At 74.0% G+C, this 15,041-nt stretch carries 13 protein-coding genes; 5 read left to right on the top strand and 8 right to left on the bottom strand.

Translation table 11 applies throughout. The features are described from left to right. Positions 1 to 2 precede the first annotated feature (2 nt). From QOL15_RS15300 to QOL15_RS15265, 8 genes are all read right to left on the bottom strand, one after another. Positions 3 to 497, bottom strand: coding sequence for a GNAT family N-acetyltransferase (locus tag QOL15_RS15300; RefSeq protein ID WP_071246120.1), 495 nt, complete (start codon positions 495 to 497; stop codon positions 3 to 5). 188 nt (positions 498 to 685) lie between these two features. Further along, positions 686 to 1,321: a pyridoxal 5'-phosphate synthase gene (locus QOL15_RS15295; protein ID WP_071246122.1), complete on the bottom strand. Its 636-nt coding sequence runs from the start codon at positions 1,319 to 1,321 to the stop codon at positions 686 to 688. Positions 1,322 to 1,339: 18 nt separating this feature from the next. Continuing rightward, positions 1,340 to 2,098 carry an NUDIX domain-containing protein gene (locus QOL15_RS15290; protein ID WP_071246125.1) on the bottom strand — a complete coding sequence of 253 codons (759 nt, stop codon included), beginning with the start codon at positions 2,096 to 2,098 and terminating at the stop codon, positions 1,340 to 1,342. Beyond that, positions 2,095 to 3,651: a nicotinate phosphoribosyltransferase gene (locus QOL15_RS15285; protein WP_071246130.1), complete on the bottom strand. Its 1,557-nt coding sequence runs from the start codon at positions 3,649 to 3,651 to the stop codon at positions 2,095 to 2,097. The genes QOL15_RS15290 and QOL15_RS15285 overlap by 4 nt, the downstream gene beginning before the upstream one ends. Further along, complete coding sequence (locus tag QOL15_RS15280; protein ID WP_071246132.1) at positions 3,648 to 4,484, bottom strand: ribose-phosphate pyrophosphokinase-like domain-containing protein; 837 nt, start codon at positions 4,482 to 4,484, stop codon at positions 3,648 to 3,650. Before QOL15_RS15280 ends, QOL15_RS15285 begins: the two co-directional genes overlap by 4 nt. A 45-nt stretch (positions 4,485 to 4,529) precedes the next feature. Continuing rightward, a complete protein-coding gene (locus tag QOL15_RS15275) occupies positions 4,530 to 5,387 on the bottom strand; it encodes an oxygenase MpaB family protein (protein ID WP_071246134.1) in 858 nt (285 codons plus the stop codon). Between the two features lie 19 nt (positions 5,388 to 5,406). Beyond that, positions 5,407 to 5,700: a hypothetical protein gene (locus QOL15_RS15270; RefSeq protein ID WP_065964814.1), complete on the bottom strand. Its 294-nt coding sequence runs from the start codon at positions 5,698 to 5,700 to the stop codon at positions 5,407 to 5,409. Positions 5,701 to 5,959: 259 nt separating this feature from the next. After that, positions 5,960 to 7,591: a RecQ family ATP-dependent DNA helicase gene (locus QOL15_RS15265; protein ID WP_071246136.1), complete on the bottom strand. Its 1,632-nt coding sequence runs from the start codon at positions 7,589 to 7,591 to the stop codon at positions 5,960 to 5,962. A 365-nt stretch (positions 7,592 to 7,956) separates the two neighbouring features. On the opposite strand from QOL15_RS15265, the gene sucC reads away from it, so the two are divergent. From sucC to purH, 5 genes are all read left to right on the top strand, one after another. Continuing rightward, on the top strand, positions 7,957 to 9,126 hold the full coding sequence (gene sucC, locus QOL15_RS15260) for an ADP-forming succinate--CoA ligase subunit beta (protein WP_071246138.1): 1,170 nt from the start codon (positions 7,957 to 7,959) through the stop codon (positions 9,124 to 9,126). Positions 9,127 to 9,137: 11 nt separating this feature from the next. Next, positions 9,138 to 10,025: a succinate--CoA ligase subunit alpha gene (gene sucD, locus QOL15_RS15255; RefSeq protein WP_065964433.1), complete on the top strand. Its 888-nt coding sequence runs from the start codon at positions 9,138 to 9,140 to the stop codon at positions 10,023 to 10,025. 142 nt (positions 10,026 to 10,167) lie between these two features. After that, positions 10,168 to 12,315: a DUF6350 family protein gene (locus tag QOL15_RS15250; RefSeq protein WP_305404765.1), complete on the top strand. Its 2,148-nt coding sequence runs from the start codon at positions 10,168 to 10,170 to the stop codon at positions 12,313 to 12,315. 42 nt (positions 12,316 to 12,357) lie between these two features. Next, positions 12,358 to 12,951, top strand: coding sequence for a phosphoribosylglycinamide formyltransferase (gene purN, locus QOL15_RS15245; RefSeq protein WP_065964445.1), 594 nt, complete (start codon positions 12,358 to 12,360; stop codon positions 12,949 to 12,951). Further along, the gene (gene purH, locus QOL15_RS15240) at positions 12,948 to 14,582 is read left to right on the top strand and encodes a bifunctional phosphoribosylaminoimidazolecarboxamide formyltransferase/IMP cyclohydrolase (protein ID WP_071246144.1); all 1,635 of its coding nucleotides are present in this window, start codon (positions 12,948 to 12,950) and stop codon (positions 14,580 to 14,582) included. The genes purN and purH overlap by 4 nt, the downstream gene beginning before the upstream one ends. The last annotated feature ends 459 nt before the right edge of the window (positions 14,583 to 15,041 follow it).

Below are 15,041 nucleotides of genomic sequence, written 5' to 3'. Positions count from 1 at the left end.
GACTACCGGACCATGCGGACGGCGTCGAGCCCGGCGGGACCGATCGGGACGTGCTTCGTGGCCCCGTCCCGTTCGAACCCGTTGCGGCGGTAGAACGCCTCGGCGCGCGGGTTGCGGTCGGCGACCCAGAGGAACGCGGGTTCGGTGCCGACCGCGGCGTCGAGCAGCACCTGGCCCGTACCGGAACCGTGGTGCCCGGCGAGCACGTAGATGCCCTCGAGTTCGCGGTCCCGCACGGGCTCGTCGTCCCGTCCGGGCCCGGCCGAGGCCCACCCGACGACCCTGCCGTCCCGCTCGGCGACCAGGACGGTCAGGTCGGGGTCGGCGACGAGTCCGCGCCACCGGTCCTCGCGGGCGTCGACGTCGAGCGCGGCGAGGAACGCGGCCGGGAGCAGGTGCGCGTACGCCTCCCGCCAGGCCCGGACGTGCACCTCGGCGATGCTGCGGGCGTCCCGCGGCTCGGCTCGGCGGACGGTCGGTGCGGCGTCGTTCCCCATCCGCCGACGCTACCGCGCGGTGTCGGGTGCCCACGAACAACGGGGAGCACGTCGCACCACGCGATCACGTGGTGCGACGTGCTTCCCGTTGTGCGAACCTCGCCGGACGAACCGACGCGTGCGCGTGCGCGGGCGCCCCGCGCCCGGCGAACCCGTGCGCGCCCGGCAGCGCGGGCGTCCCGCGCCCGCTACGGCTGCAGCCGCGCCGCGTCCCAGCCCTCGCCCGCGCGGACGTACTGCAACCGCCGGTGCATCCGGTCGCGGCTGCCGTGCCAGAACTCCACGATCTCGGGCTCCAGCCGCCACGCGACCCACCCCTCCGGGCGGGGCACCTCGTCGTCGGTGTCGGACAGCAGCAGGTTCGCGTCGTCGATGAGGTCCTGCAGCGTCCGCGGCTCGAGCACGTCGGACTGGTCGGCGATCGCGGTGGCGGCGCGGGACTTCGGCGAGCGGTCGGCGAACAGGGCGTCGGACTCCTCGTCGGAGAGCTGCACCGCCCGACCCTCGAACCGGAGCTGCTGCATGGTCTCGCGCCAGTACACCTGGAGCGCCGCGTGCGGGTTCTCGGCGAGCTGCCGTCCCTTCGGGCTGAGGGTCGAGGTGCCGAAGACGAGCCCGCGGTCCTCGAGGCGCTTCACGTCCACGGTGCGGGCGCTCACCCGGCCGTCGGCACCGGCGGTCGCGAGGGTCATCGACATCGGCTCGGACACCTCGCGCTCGGACGCGGCGTCGAGCCACTGCCGGGCGAGGTCGATCGGCGATGCGGGCGGGGCGTCGAACTCGGGCAGGTGCAGGGAGTCGTCACCGGACAGCGAAGCGGACATGGCCCCAGCCAACCGCGCCTAGTCCGTCCACGTCCAGGTCGCCGGGGGACGCCCGCCGCGCCCGCCGGTCCGTGCGGGGACCGTCGTGCGCACGAGCGCGGGGTTCGTCCGGAGCGCGCGGTTGAGGTTGCCGGCGTCCGGAGGGGCGCCGTGCAGGGCCGCGTGCAGCTGCGCCGCGTCGCTGGTGGTGAAGACCTCGCCGAGCAGGGCGCGGGTCAGCGCGGTGTCCCGCCACAGCCGGGTCCGCACCTGGTCGCGCGCGGCGCGCACGATGGCGTCGTGGTCGAACGGGAGGCCGTGGTCACCTCCGTCGAGCGGGTGCCAGACGGCCCGGGCATCGGCCGGGAGGCGCGGGTCGCCCCCGTCGGACGAGTGTCGGTCCATCGGTGTGTCGCCCGGGATGCGCGGGTCGCCTCCGTCACGCAGGGGTCCGTCCGACGCCCCGCCGGGCTCCGGTGCCACGACCGCGAGGAACGCGATGCTCACCGCGGCGTCCCGCGGGTCCCGCTCGGGCCCGTCGAACGCCCCGACCTGGGCGAGGTGCCGGACCGCAGCCGCGTCGATCCCGGTCTTGGTCCGCAGTGCGCGCCGCGCACCGTCGGCGAGGCGTTCCGCAGCGTCCAGGAGCACGCCGGGCAGCGCCTCCCGTCCGGCGTACGGGGCGTTCGCCCGACGCGCGGTGGCGACCCGCAACCCGCCCCCCGTCGTGAACGACACCGGAACGACGTCGATCGCGATGAGGGGCTGGTCGCGGGCTGCCGTGGCGGCGTCGGTCACGCCGCCGCCCGACGGGCCGCGCGGGCCGCACGCTCGGTGCGGAGCGTCTCGCGGACGTCGGCGAACGACTGGTGGACCTGGAAGCGACCGTCGACCCAGACGGGCTGGAGGAGGCTCGTCGCCTCGTCCTCGGGGGTCGCCTGGTCGGTCTGCCGGATCTCGCCGTCGGCGTCGCGGTGCAGGGCGATGCGGCCCTTCGCGCTCTTCTTGCCGCTGCCGGTCTTCGGGTCCTTCTGGATGTCCACGGGCTCGCCGTCGACGAGGGCCCAGGTGGCCTTCACGGCGCTGCCGAGGTTGTCGCGCGTCATGTACTGGTACGTGTACGACCCGATGCCGAGCACGATGTTGTCGCTCGCGTAGCCCTTGGCGGCGAGGCGCTCGTAGATCCGGCGGGCACGGTCGAGGGTGATGCTGTCGCCGTAGATGACGCCGATGTGCTGGTCGAGGACCTTGTAGCCCTTCGCGTTCACGGTGTGGCCGAACAGCTCGTCGAGGAGCTCGACGACGCCCTTCTCCTCGTGGCTGCGGCCCTCGCGGAACAGCTCGTCCTGCGGGACGCCGTGCACGGTCCCCGTGACGATGTCGACCGGGTCGCCCGAGTCCGGACGGATCACGAGCTTGCCGTCGCGCGCCGTGATCCGGTCCTTGAGCTGCGGGAGCGTCTCGGTGAGCACCTTGAACAGGTCGAAGCCGTCGCTCACCGCCGAGACGATGCCGGTCGGGTAGACGTCGAGGATCTGCTCGAAGGTCTCGAGCTCGCCGTCGGCACCGCGGACGCACATCACGCTGTGCTCGGTGGCGGGGACGCTCGCGGCGACCCAGCCGTTGTCGCCCGGGTAGTAGCGGTCGATGAAGTCGAGCGAGGGCATCGAGTCGGTGCCGAGGAACGACAGCAGGTGCCCCGCGCCGCCGGCGGCCGCCGACTCGATGCTCGACTGCCCGCGGAACGAGAAGTCGTGCGCGGCGAAGTCGATGCTCGCCGGGTCCGCGCCGGTGCGCTCGGCCCACTCCTCCATGAGGTCGCGGTAGGCGAGGGCCTTCGTCGCGACGGTCGAGGGGTGCCAGATCGACGCCGACAGCGCGGTCTCGATGTAGTTCGGCAGCCAGAAGAACTCGTCGACGGTGTTCTCGACGGTCAGGGTCGCGACGCCGATCGGGGCGAGGGTGCCCTCGGGGAGCGCGCGGATCTCGAGCGGCAGGTAGCCGAGGCGGTGCAGGGCGCGGACGTGGTCGACGCCGATGTGGTTCGGGCCGAAGTAGCCCTGGAGCGCCTGCTCGAACAGCTCGGCGACGGTGTCCTCGTCGGCGGCGAAGAACGGCGCCCACGCCTCGACCAGGTGGCGCTGGACGAACGCCTGCAGCCCGAACACCACGGCGTGCGTCGACTCGGGCATGTGCGCGTTCGACCGGTTGGTCCAGTTGATGAGGATGCGGGTCGTGCCCGCCGGGTACACCTGGCGGTGCGAGTGCTTGTAGCCGTCCACCGCGAGGAGCGGCGCGATCGGGCTCGGGGCGGTGGTGCGGGGCTCGAGGCCCGTCGTCGTGGTGGTCATCGGATCTCCTTCGTGAGGTACGGGCTGAGCGGGACGGTGCGGAGGCCCGGCACGTCCTGCTGTGCCGGGTAGCTGTCGGTCGTGACGATCTCGGCGAAGTGCTCGGCGAGCTGCGGGGCCCGACCGGAGAACACCCCGTGCGAGACCCAGAGGCCCAGGCGCTCCCGCGGCAGGCCGGTCGCGCTGGCGAGGCCCGCGAACGTGCCGCCACCGTCGCAGATGTCGTCGACGACCAGGAACCGGCCGTCCGCGGGGAGCGGCTCGCACGTGAAGCCGTCGAGCTTGCCGGTGTCGGGGTTGCGGTGCTTCTCGGCCCGGTACAGGGGCAGGCCGCACGACTCGGCGACCGCCGTGGCCCGCGCGACCGCGCCCTTGTCCGGCGCGATGATCCCCGTGTAGGCGTCCCCCTCGACGTCGAGCACGGCGTCGCGGACGACCTGCTCGCTCGTGACGACCGTGAGACGCTCGACCAGCCCGACGATGACGGGGGAGTGCGGGTCGAAGGCGATCACCTGGTCGATCCCGAACCCGTTGAGGACGTCAGCGTAGACCTTCGCGCCGAAGGGGAGGCCCCGGTCCTGTCGGGCGCCGGGGAGGTAGGGGACGAGTGCGACCGACCGTGCCCCGCGCTGGCGGACCGCGTCCGCCCACATGCCGAGCAGGACGAGGTCGTCGCCGCTGGTGCCGCGCAGGGTCGCGATCTCGGTGGTCGCCCCCGCGTCGGCGTCGTCCTGGACCTTGACGTGGGCTTCACCGGCGGGGAACCGCATGGTGGAGAACGTCGTGGTCGTCGGTGTGCCCTGGGCGTCCCAGGTGCTGAGTTCGACTGCCATGACCCGACCGTACCACGGTACTTGTCGGAATGACAAGAACTGGTGTCAGTCCGTCGCGGAGGCGGGGCGGGCAGCGCGGTGCCGGGCGGCCGTCCGGCGCATCGCCCGGATGAGCAGGGGCGCCGGCAGCCGCAGCACCCACCGCGGGACGACCGCGCGGACCCGACGGAGGCCGGCGACGGTGCGCCGGAAGCGCCGTTCCTCGTGCGCGCCCCACGGGAAGCCGTACGCGCCGCGCAGCGGTGCGGGCAGCATGCCGACGGTCACGACCCGGACGACCGGCATCGCCGCGCGCACCCACGCCGGGGCGGCCCGCGGGTGGAGCAGGTCGCGGACGACACCGCGTGCGTCGTCGGTGACGCGCAGGGTCGCCAGGGTGTCCGACCAGGAGCGGTCGAAGTCGGCCACCGAGTCGAACCACCGGTCCGGGGGCACGCGCAGCGACGTCGCGATCGGTGCGTACGCCGCGAGGACGTCCTCGGCGCGGGCGGCGTCGATCGGGTCGCCGAACAGGTCGTGTGCGAGCCGGGCCGAGTCGAACAGGGTCGCGGCGACCCACCGCTGCCGCTCGACGTCGTCCGCGCCCGCAACCGGCCGGTGCGCCCGGTCGACGAACGCCGCGGCGAGGGCGGCGTCCGCCTCGGAACCGACCAGGACCGCGGACACGAACATCAGGGTGTGCGCGAGCCGCTGCTGCGGTCGTCGCGCGAAGTCGGAGTGCCGCCGGACCCCCGCCGCGACCACCGGGTCGGCGATCTGCAGCAGGATGGCGCGGCCGGCCGCGGCCACGGGCGTGCTGTCGGTGAGCCAGCGACGCAGGTCGCGGTCGACGACGTGTGCGTGCGTCGGACGGGAGGCGCGGTGCCGGTGGTGCGCCGCGCCTCCCGTCCGACCGTCGCTCACGTCGTGACCGCTCGTCAGGTCAGAGCGGCTTCGTGCCGAGGTCGCCACCGAGGTCGGGGCGGTCCTCGTCCGCGTCGTGCTCCCACAGGTCGGGCGAGCCCTCGCGCGGTGCACCGCCGGTGGGGCCGTCGTCCGAGCCGTCGCCGGGCTGCGGCTCGACGGTCTCGCCCGCGACGGCGTCGTTCGTGACGGTCTCGAGGGACTCCTCGGACTCGTCGACCTCGTACGGGCCGACGTGCTCGCGGTCGAGGTCGTCGTTCCGGCGCTCCTGCGCGTCGAGGTCGTCCACGGGGCTGATGCCGGGGTCGCTCATGGGTGCTCCTTCTCGTTCCGGGGGACTCCTGTGTACGCCGGACGCCTGACGGGCCGTCCGGGATGCGCAGCCACGGTCCGGCGTGCGGTCGGAGCCGCACGGCTTCCCGTGCCGTTCACCCGGCGGACACCTGCGGGACACGGGCGCGGGGCACACTCACCGTGCTCGGGGGAGTGGAGCGCGGTCGCCGACGGGTGGTCGAGCGACCGCGCCTTCCTCCGCTGTCCCGGGCAGGCTGCTCGGGAACCCAGGGCCGTCGTCAGACGCGTTCGAGCAGGTGCCGCGAGTCGACGTCCGCGAGGCCGAGGGTCTTGTAGCCCGCCGACTCGAAGAACACCGTGATGCGGTCGTCCTCGGTGCTCATCACCGTGCCGCGGCCCCACTGCCCGTGCTCGACCGGGGCGTCCGGCGGCCACTCGGCGTCGTGCGATCCGTCCGCGCCATGGGCGTCGAGACCGGTCGCGCTGCCCGAGGTGCACGTGTCGCAGTTGCCGCAGGGCACGGCGAGCTCGTCGCCGAAGTAGCCGAGCAGGAACTGCCGGCGGCAGCCCGAGGTCTCCGCGTACCGGCGCATCATCGCGATGCGGGACTCCTCCACCTCGGCCCGCTCCTGTGCGTGGCCCTTGGCGAGACGCGCGGCGGCCGCGGCGTCGGTCGGCCCGCCCGCGACGCGCCGCAGTCCGTCCTCGCCGTCCTCGAGGGCACCCGCCTCGACCAGGGCGTTCGCGGACCGACCGGCCGTGCGGGCGGCGAGTCCGGACCGCTCGGCCAGCTCGGACCGGGCGATCGACCCGTCGGCGGGGACCGCGTCGAACACCGCGCGCAGCGACGCCGGCCGCGGGGACCCCGAGGCGAAGAACCGGCGCAGGCCCAGGTCCTCGGCGCGGTAGTGCAGCGTCGTGCTGCCGACGTCGCCGTCCCGACCGGCCCGCCCGACCTCCTGGTAGTACGCGTCCACGGACTCCGGCACGTCGGCGTGCACGACGAACCGGACGTCCGGCTTGTCGATGCCCATGCCGAAGGCGCTCGTCGCGACGACGACGTCGAGCTCGCCGTCGAGGAACTCGTGGTGCACCCGCTCGCGGTCCCGCACGCGGAGACCGGCGTGGTACGGCTTGGCCCGGCGCCCGCTCTCGACGAGCTCGTCCGCGTACACGAGCGTGTCGGCGCGGGTCGCGACGTAGACGATGCCGGCGCCCTCGAGCTCGGCGACCTGCGCGACGACGGCCTCGCGCTTGTCGGCGTCGGCGGCGTGCCGGACGACCTCGAAGCGCAGGTTCGGCCGGTCGAAGCCGGTGGCGACGACGAGCGGGTCGCGCATCCCGAGCCGCTCGACGATCTCGGCCCGGACCGGGGAGGAGCCCGTGGCGGTCATCGCGAGCACCGGGGGCCGCCCCAGCCGCTCGACCACCTCGCCGAGCACCAGGTAGTCGGGTCGGAAGTCGTGGCCCCAGCTCGAGACGCAGTGCGCCTCGTCGACGGCGACGAGCGCCACGCCGACCTCGCGGAGCCGGTCGACGACCTCGTCCTTCGCGAGCTGCTCGGGGGCGAGGAACACGTAGCGGGCCTCGCCGGAGTCGATCGCGTCCCAGGCCTCGTCGAGCTCGCGGTGCCCGTGCGTGGCGTTGATCGTGACCGCGCGCGGGGCGTCCGGGTGGTTCTCGATGCCGACGACCTGGTCCTCCTGCAGGGCGACCAGCGGCGAGACGACCACGACGGCGCCCTCGAGGCCGAGGGCGGCGACCTGGTAGATCGCGGACTTGCCGGAGCCGGTCGGCATCAGGGCGACGGCGTCGCGCCCGGCGAGCACGGCGTCGACGACGGTCTCCTGCTCGGGGCGGAGTTCCCAGCCGAAGACGTCGGCGGCGCGGGTACGGAGGTGCTTGTCCACCCGTCGACCGTGCTCGTTGCTTGCTGGAGGGCCTCCCCGCGCTGCGCGCTGCGGCCATCGTGGCCGCGCCGGGCACGATGCGGGCCGGCCGTCGAGGGCGGGGCGGGCCTCCCGGCCGGCGGTCCGGACGACGCGGGCCGGCCGTCGGGGGCGGGGCGGGCCTCCTGTCCGGTGGTCCGGACGACGTGGGCCGGCCGTCGGGGGCGGGGCGCGCCTCCCGGCCGACACCCGCGGGACGCGGGCCGTCCACCCGGCGGCGGTATGGTGGGCGCGGCCGTTGTCTCGACATCGAGCGACCCTCGACGTTGAGAGCGCGACCGGACGACCGATGCCGATCGCACGAACCGTGCGGGAAGAAGAACAGCGTGGATCTTTTCGAGTACCAGGCCAGGGACCTCTTCGAGTCCTACGGCGTCCCTGTGCTGCAGGGCATCATCGCCGACACCCCCGAGGAGGCGAAGGCGGCGGCCGAGCAGATCGGCGGTGTCGTCGTCGTCAAGGCGCAGGTGAAGGTCGGCGGCCGCGGCAAGGCGGGCGGCGTCAAGGTCGCCAAGACGCCCGACGAGGCGTTCGAGCACGCGCAGGCGATCCTCGGCCTCGACATCAAGGGCCACACCGTGCAGCGCGTGATGGTCGCCCAGGGCGCCGACATCGCCGAGGAGTTCTACTTCTCGGTGCTGCTGGACCGGGCGAACCGCTCCTACCTGTCGCTCGTCAGCGTCGAGGGCGGCATGGAGATCGAGCAGCTCGCGGTCGAGAAGCCCGAGGCGCTCGCCCGTGTCGAGGTGAACCCGCTGACCGGGATCAACGAGGAAGCGGCGAAGGACATCGCGCGCCAGGCCGGGTTCCCGGACGAGCTCGTCGACCAGGTGGCCGGCGTCTTCGTGAAGCTCTACGACGTCTTCGCGGGTGAGGACGCCACCCTCGTCGAGGTCAACCCCCTCGTCCGCACCGGTGACGGCCAGATCCTGGCGCTCGACGGCAAGGTCTCGCTCGACGAGAACGCCGACTTCCGCCACGAGGGCCACGCCGAGCTCGAGGACACCGCGAGCGAGGACCCGCTCGAGGCCAAGGCGAAGCAGCACGGCCTCAACTACGTCAAGCTCGACGGCCAGGTCGGCGTGATCGGCAACGGCGCCGGGCTCGTCATGTCGACGCTCGACGTCGTCGCCTACGCCGGTGAGCGCCACGGCGGCGTGAAGCCCGCCAACTTCCTCGACATCGGCGGCGGTGCGTCGGCCGAGGTCATGGCGAACGGCCTCGACGTCATCCTCGGCGACCCGCAGGTGAAGAGCGTGTTCGTGAACGTCTTCGGCGGCATCACCGCCTGCGACGCCGTCGCGAACGGCATCGTCGCCGCGCTCGGCATCCTCGGCGACGCGGCCACCAAGCCGCTCGTCGTCCGCCTGGACGGCAACAACGTGGACGAGGGTCGTCGGATCCTGGCGGAGGCGGCGCACCCGCTCGTCACCGTCGCCGCGACCATGGACGACGCGGCCGAGAAGGCCGCCGAACTCGCCGCTGCAGCGGCCTGAAGGGACTGACCATGTCGATCTTCCTCACCAAGGACTCCAAGGTCATCGTCCAGGGCATCACCGGCGGCGAGGGCACGAAGCACACCGCGCTCATGCTCGGGGCGGGCACGCAGGTGGTCGGTGGCGTCAACGCCCGCAAGGCCGGCACCACCGTGACCCACGGCGACGTCGAGCTGCCCGTGTTCGGCTCGGTGCGCGAGGCCGTCGACACCACCGGTGCCGACGTCTCGATCGTCTTCGTCCCGCCGGCGTTCGCGAAGGACGCCGTGATGGAGGCCATCGACGCCGAGGTCCCCCTCGTCGTCGTCATCACCGAGGGCATCCCCGTGCAGGACTCCGCGGCGTTCTGGGCGCACGCGAAGGCGCTCGGCGGGAAGACCCGCATCATCGGGCCGAACTGCCCCGGCATCATCACCCCGGGGGAGTCGCTCGTCGGCATCACCCCGGCGACGATCACCGGCAAGGGTCCGATCGGTCTCGTGTCGAAGTCGGGCACCCTGACCTACCAGATGATGTACGAGCTGCGTGACCTGGGCTTCTCGACCGCCATCGGCATCGGCGGCGACCCGGTCGTCGGGACGACGCACATCGACGCGCTCGCCGCGTTCGAGGCCGACCCGGAGACCGAGGCCATCGTGATGATCGGCGAGATCGGCGGCGACGCCGAGGAGCGTGCCGCCGACTACATCAAGGCGCACGTCACGAAGCCGGTCGTCGGCTACGTCGCGGGCTTCACGGCCCCCGAGGGCAAGACGATGGGCCACGCGGGCGCGATCGTGTCCGGGTCCGCCGGCACCGCCGAGGCGAAGAAGCAGGCGCTCGAGGCCGCGGGCGTCAAGGTCGGCAAGACGCCGTCCGAGACGGCCGCGCTGCTGCGCGAGGTGGTCGCCGCGCGCTAGCGGCGCACGTCCGACACGGACGGACGGGAGGCGCGGTGCCGGTCGGTACCGCGCCTCCCGTCTGCCTGTGGACGGTCGTGAGTCTCCACCGGTGCCGCGCGGCTCGCCCGCGTCACCACGGGCGGCACGTACCCTGGCCCGGATGAACCGCCTGGGAACCGCACTGCTGGCCGCCGTCGAGGCGATCGTGACGGTCGGCGTGGGCCTCGGCATCGCACTCGTGCCGCTGACCCTGCTCTGGGGCTTCGAGTACGGGCTCCAGGTCGACTGGGACGTCTTCTGGAAGGCCGCGGGCAGCGTCTGGCTCGTCGGGCACGGTGTGGACGTCACGTTCCGGCTCGGTGCGGACGCCGCCGGGGCCGCCGGGGTCGAGGGCGCGGCCGGGGACGTGCACGTCACGCTCGCGGCGCTCGGGTTCGCCGTCGTCACCGCCTGGCTCGGTGGACGCGCCGGACGGCGGTTCGCCGAGACCGACCACCGGACCACCGGCCTGCTCGTCGGGACCGTCGGCGTCGCCCTGCTCGGCACCGGCGTCGCGCTGTCGGCCTCGTCCGCCGCGATCCACCCCGTGGTGTGGCAGTCCGTCGTGCTGCCCGCGCTCTGGTTCGCGGTCCCGGCGCTCGTCACCTCCGAGGTGTGCCGTCGTCGTCGCGCCCTGCCGGCCGACCCGCTGACGCAGCGCGTGCTCGACCTGACCGACCGGATCCCCGGGGTATGGCGCACCACCGCGGCCTTCGCGCTCCGCGCCGGCACGATCGTGACGGCCGTCGTGGTCGCGGCCGCCGGGGTCGTCGTCGCCCTGCTGCTGCTCACCTCGTTCGCCGACGTGATCGCCCTGTACGAGCGCTCGCACGCGGGTGTCGTCGGCGGCATCGCGATGACCGTCGGCCAGCTCGCGTTCCTGCCCGACCTGGTCGCGTGGGCCACCGCGTGGCTGGTCGGCCCCGGCTTCGCGATCGGCTCCGGGTCGAGCGTCTCGCCGGTCGGCACCGTGCTCGGCCCGATCCCGGGCATCCCCGTGTTCGGTGCCCTGCCGGCGTCCGGGCACACCTTCGGCCTGCTCTGGGTCCTCGTGCCCGTGGTGGCCGGCTTCGTCGTCGGCGGACTCCTGCGTCCCCGGCTCGTGCAGGCGCTCGGCGACCGGGACTCGGCGGTGCAGCGGGCCCTCGCCGGTGTCGCCACGGGCGTCGTCGCGGGCGTGCTCACCGGCGTCCTGACCGGCATCGCGTCGGGGTCGGTCGGCCCGGGGCGACTCGCCCAGGCCGGTCCGGACGGGCTGCTCGTCGGGCTGTTCGCGGCGCTCGAGGTCGGCGTCCCCGCGGTCGTCGCACTCGCGATCGGCAGCGACCTGCTCCGGACGCCCGAGGGCGGCTGGGGGCGGGAGCGCTGGCACGAGGCGTCGGACGGCGCCGATGCCGACGCGGCCGCCGAGGACGCCCGTGCCGGGTCGCTCGTCGCCGCCCTCGACGAGGCCGGGGCCGGTCGCGCCGGCGAGCCGCACCGCTTCGTCGTCCGGGAGGCGCACGACTCGTCCACGCACGTCGACCACCCCGATGCGCCCGTCGACGACCCCGGGGCCGTCGACCCGGTCCTGGCCGGGCAGGTGACCGAGCCCATCACCGACGAGCCCGTCACCGCCCCGCCCGTCGCCGCCGAGCCCGTCCCGCACGAGCCCGTCCCGCACGAGCCCGTCCCGCACGAGCCCGTGGCAGCGCGCCCCGCGTCGCCGTCCGCGTCCGCCCCCGCGCCGCCGTCCTCGTCCACGCCCGTGGCGGAGCCCGACGACGTCCCGCTGCCGGACTGGGCCCGCACCGACGTGGTCGCCGCCGAGCGCGTCGCCCCGGTCGCTGCCCCGATCGACCGCGCCTCGCACTCGCCGCGCGGAGCCGTGAGCAACCTGCGCGACCGCCTCCGTGGTGCGGCCGACGGGGTCCGATCGCGCGCCGCCGACCTGCGTGGCCTGCGCGACCGCGTGCCCGGAGCGGGCGCACCCGACCGGGCCGCACTCCCCGAGCAGGACGCCGAGCCGCTGCCGCACGCCCCGGGCACCGAGCCCCAGCCCGCGTTCCCGTGGAGCACCGAGGAGTTCGTCGGAGGGCGGGACGACACCGGCGTCGACGTCCCGGACGAGCAGCGTGGGCAGGACGGGCAGGACGAGACGGGCGGCCGACGCGACCACGGCGACCCCGCACGTCCGGCTCCGACCGGTGGCCGCTCGAACTGGGACGCGACCGACCAGATCGCCGAGGACGAACTGCCCTGGTGGCGTCGTCCGAAGCACGACGCGTAGCCGCGCCACGCCGCGTCGTCCTGCGCCGCTAGGCTGGTGTCCGTGCTCGAACTGGTCGTCCTGATCTCCGGTACCGGGTCGAACCTGCGGGCCCTGCTCCAGGCGACCACCGCTGCCGAGTACCCCGCCCGCGTCGTCGCGATCGGGGCCGACCGCGACGCCGAGGGCCTCGGGCTCGGCGAGGAGTTCGGCATCCCGACCTTCACGGTCCCGTTCTCGCGCTACGCCTCGCGCGAGGAGTGGGGCGCCGAGCTCGCCGCCCAGATCCGCCCGTGGTCGCCCGACCTGCTCGTGCTCTCCGGCCTCATGCGCCTGCTGCCCCACGCCGTGGTGTCCGAGTTCGCCCCGGCGATCATCAACACGCACCCCGCGTACCTGCCCGAGTTCCCCGGCGCGCACGGCGTCCGGGACGCCCTCGCCGCCGGGGTCGAGCAGACCGGCGCGAGCGTCATCCAGGTCGACGACGGTGTGGACACCGGCCCGATCCTGGCCCAGGAACGCGTCCCGGTGCTGCCGGGCGACACCGAGTCGACGCTGCACGACCGCATCAAGCCGGTCGAGCGTCGCCTGCTCATCCAGACCGTCCTCGACATCGCCACCGGCACCACCGACCTGAAGGGCCCCCCGAGCGCATGAGCGTGCACGCCGCCGACCCCAGCCTCTACCGCCACCGCGACGTCGTCCCCGTGCGTCGCGCCCTCGTCTCGGTCAGCGACAAGAGCGGGCTACTGGAGCTCGCCGGTGCCCTGGCCGACGCCGGGGTCGAGCTCGTGTCGACGGGCAGCACCGCGCAGACGATCCGCGACGCCGGGTACGCCGTGACCGACGTGTCGAGCGTGACCGGGTTCCCGGAGTCGCTCGACGGCCGTGTCAAGACCCTGCACCCCGCCGTGCACGCCGGGCTGCTCGCCGACCTGCGGCTGGCGTCGCACGAGCAGCAGCTCGCCGAGCTCGGCATCGCGCCGTTCGAGCTCGTCGTGGTGAACCTCTACCCCTTCGTCGAGACCGTGGCCTCCGGTGCCGACGCCGCGACCGTGGTCGAGAACGTCGACATCGGCGGCCCCGCGATGGTCCGGGCATCGGCGAAGAACCACCCGAACGTCGCGATCGTCGTGTCGCCGTCCTCCTACGCCGAGGTCGTCGAGGCCGTGCGGGCCGGTGGCACGAGCCTCGCGCTCCGGAAGCGCCTCGCCGCGCAGGCGTTCGCGCACACCGCCTCGTACGACGCCGCGGTCGCGTCGTACTTCGCCAGCGACGTCGTCGAGCAGGCCGCGGCCCCGACGACCGCCGGTGACCTCGCGACGCCCGGGTCGTTCGACGCGCACCTGCGGATCGACGCCGACCTGGCTGCGACCCTCCGCTACGGCGAGAACGCGCACCAGGCGGCGGCGCTGTACACGACCGTCGGGGGAGCGGGCATCGCCCAGGCGACGCAGCTGCACGGCAAGGAGATGTCGTACAACAACTACGTCGACGCCGACGCCGCCGTCCGTGCCGCGTACGACTTCGACACCCCCGCGGTCGCGATCATCAAGCACGCGAACCCGTGCGGCATCGCGACCGCCCCCGCCGACGCGGTCGACCCGATCGCCTCGGCCCACGCCGCCGCCCACGCGTGCGACCCGCTCTCGGCGTTCGGTGGCGTCATCGCGGCGAACCGCCCGGTCACGCTGCAGATGGCCGAGACGGTCGCGGACATCTTCACCGAGGTCGTCATCGCTCCGGCGTTCGACCCCGAGGCGCTCGAGCTCCTGTCCCGGAAGAAGAACATCCGGCTGCTCACCCTGCCGGCCGACTTCGCCCTCGCGACCCGCGAGGTCAAGCAGGTCTCCGGCGGCTTCCTCGTGCAGGACGCCGACCGCTTCACGACCTTCGACCAGTCCACGTGGGACCTCGTCGCCGGTGCACCCGCTGACGACGCCACCCTGGCCGACCTCGCGTTCGCGTGGAAGGCCAGCCGTGCGGTGAAGTCGAACGCGATCCTGCTCGCCGACCGGGGCGCGAGCGTCGGCGTCGGCATGGGCCAGGTGAACCGGGTGGACTCCTGCCACCTGGCCGTCACCCGCGCGGGCGACCGTGCCGCCGGGAGCGTCGCCGCCTCCGACGCGTTCTTCCCGTTCGCCGACGGCTTGCAGGTGCTGCTCGACGCCGGGGTCCGCGCGGTCGCCCAGCCGGGCGGGAGCGTGCGTGACGCCGAGGTGATCGCGGCGGCGCAGGCGGCCGGCGTGACGATGTACTTCACGGGCGAGCGGCACTTCTTCCACTGACGCCGACGCAGGCACCGGCAGCGGCGTCGGTGCCTGTGCCCGGCGACGGCACCGGGCGCCGGCAGGTTCTTCCACCGCGTCGATCAACCACGACTTCGTCCGGACCCGTTGCGCGGCACGAGCGACTGTCAATAGTCTGTAAGGCTCCGCGACCGACGCCGACGATCCCCTGTGGATCGGCCGTCCCGTGGACACAACGGTGACGAAGACGACGACTGGAGTGACGATGGACACGACGACCGGCACAGTGGCATCGGCTGCCCGGACGGGGATCGTGTCCCTCGTGGGGAACACCCCGGATCCGCGACCCAGGTCCCGCACGGCCCAGCCGCGCTCGACCCCGGCCGTGGCCGCCGTCTAGCCAGGCGCCCCCGACGCCCCGCGCGCACGACGACCCCGTCGTCGGGCGCGCACCGCCCGCTCGACGCCCGGGGGACCGACGTCCCCCGGCACGACCGG

Origin of the sequence: Curtobacterium sp. MCBA15_012, from assembly GCF_001864935.2 — a bacterium.
Lineage (GTDB): Bacteria > Actinomycetota > Actinomycetes > Actinomycetales > Microbacteriaceae > Curtobacterium.
Note: the sequence above shows the minus strand (reverse complement) of the source record. Positions and strands in the feature narration are given on the sequence as shown.

Bases quoted from the DNA above. Each gene is read 5' to 3' on its own strand.
- QOL15_RS15300 (WP_071246120.1), bottom strand. From the start codon at position 497: ATGGGGAACGACGCCGCACCGACCGTCCGCCGAGCCGAGCCGCGGGAC.
- QOL15_RS15295 (WP_071246122.1), bottom strand. From the start codon at position 1,321: ATGTCCGCTTCGCTGTCCGGTGACGACTCCCTGCACCTGCCCGAGTTC.
- QOL15_RS15285 (WP_071246130.1), bottom strand. From the start codon at position 3,651: ATGACCACCACGACGACGGGCCTCGAGCCCCGCACCACCGCCCCGAGC.
- QOL15_RS15280 (WP_071246132.1), bottom strand. From the start codon at position 4,484: ATGGCAGTCGAACTCAGCACCTGGGACGCCCAGGGCACACCGACGACC.
- QOL15_RS15270 (WP_065964814.1), bottom strand. From the start codon at position 5,700: ATGAGCGACCCCGGCATCAGCCCCGTGGACGACCTCGACGCGCAGGAG.
- sucD (WP_065964433.1), top strand. From the start codon at position 9,138: ATGTCGATCTTCCTCACCAAGGACTCCAAGGTCATCGTCCAGGGCATC.
- QOL15_RS15250 (WP_305404765.1), top strand. From the start codon at position 10,168: ATGAACCGCCTGGGAACCGCACTGCTGGCCGCCGTCGAGGCGATCGTG.
- purH (WP_071246144.1), top strand. From the start codon at position 12,948: ATGAGCGTGCACGCCGCCGACCCCAGCCTCTACCGCCACCGCGACGTC.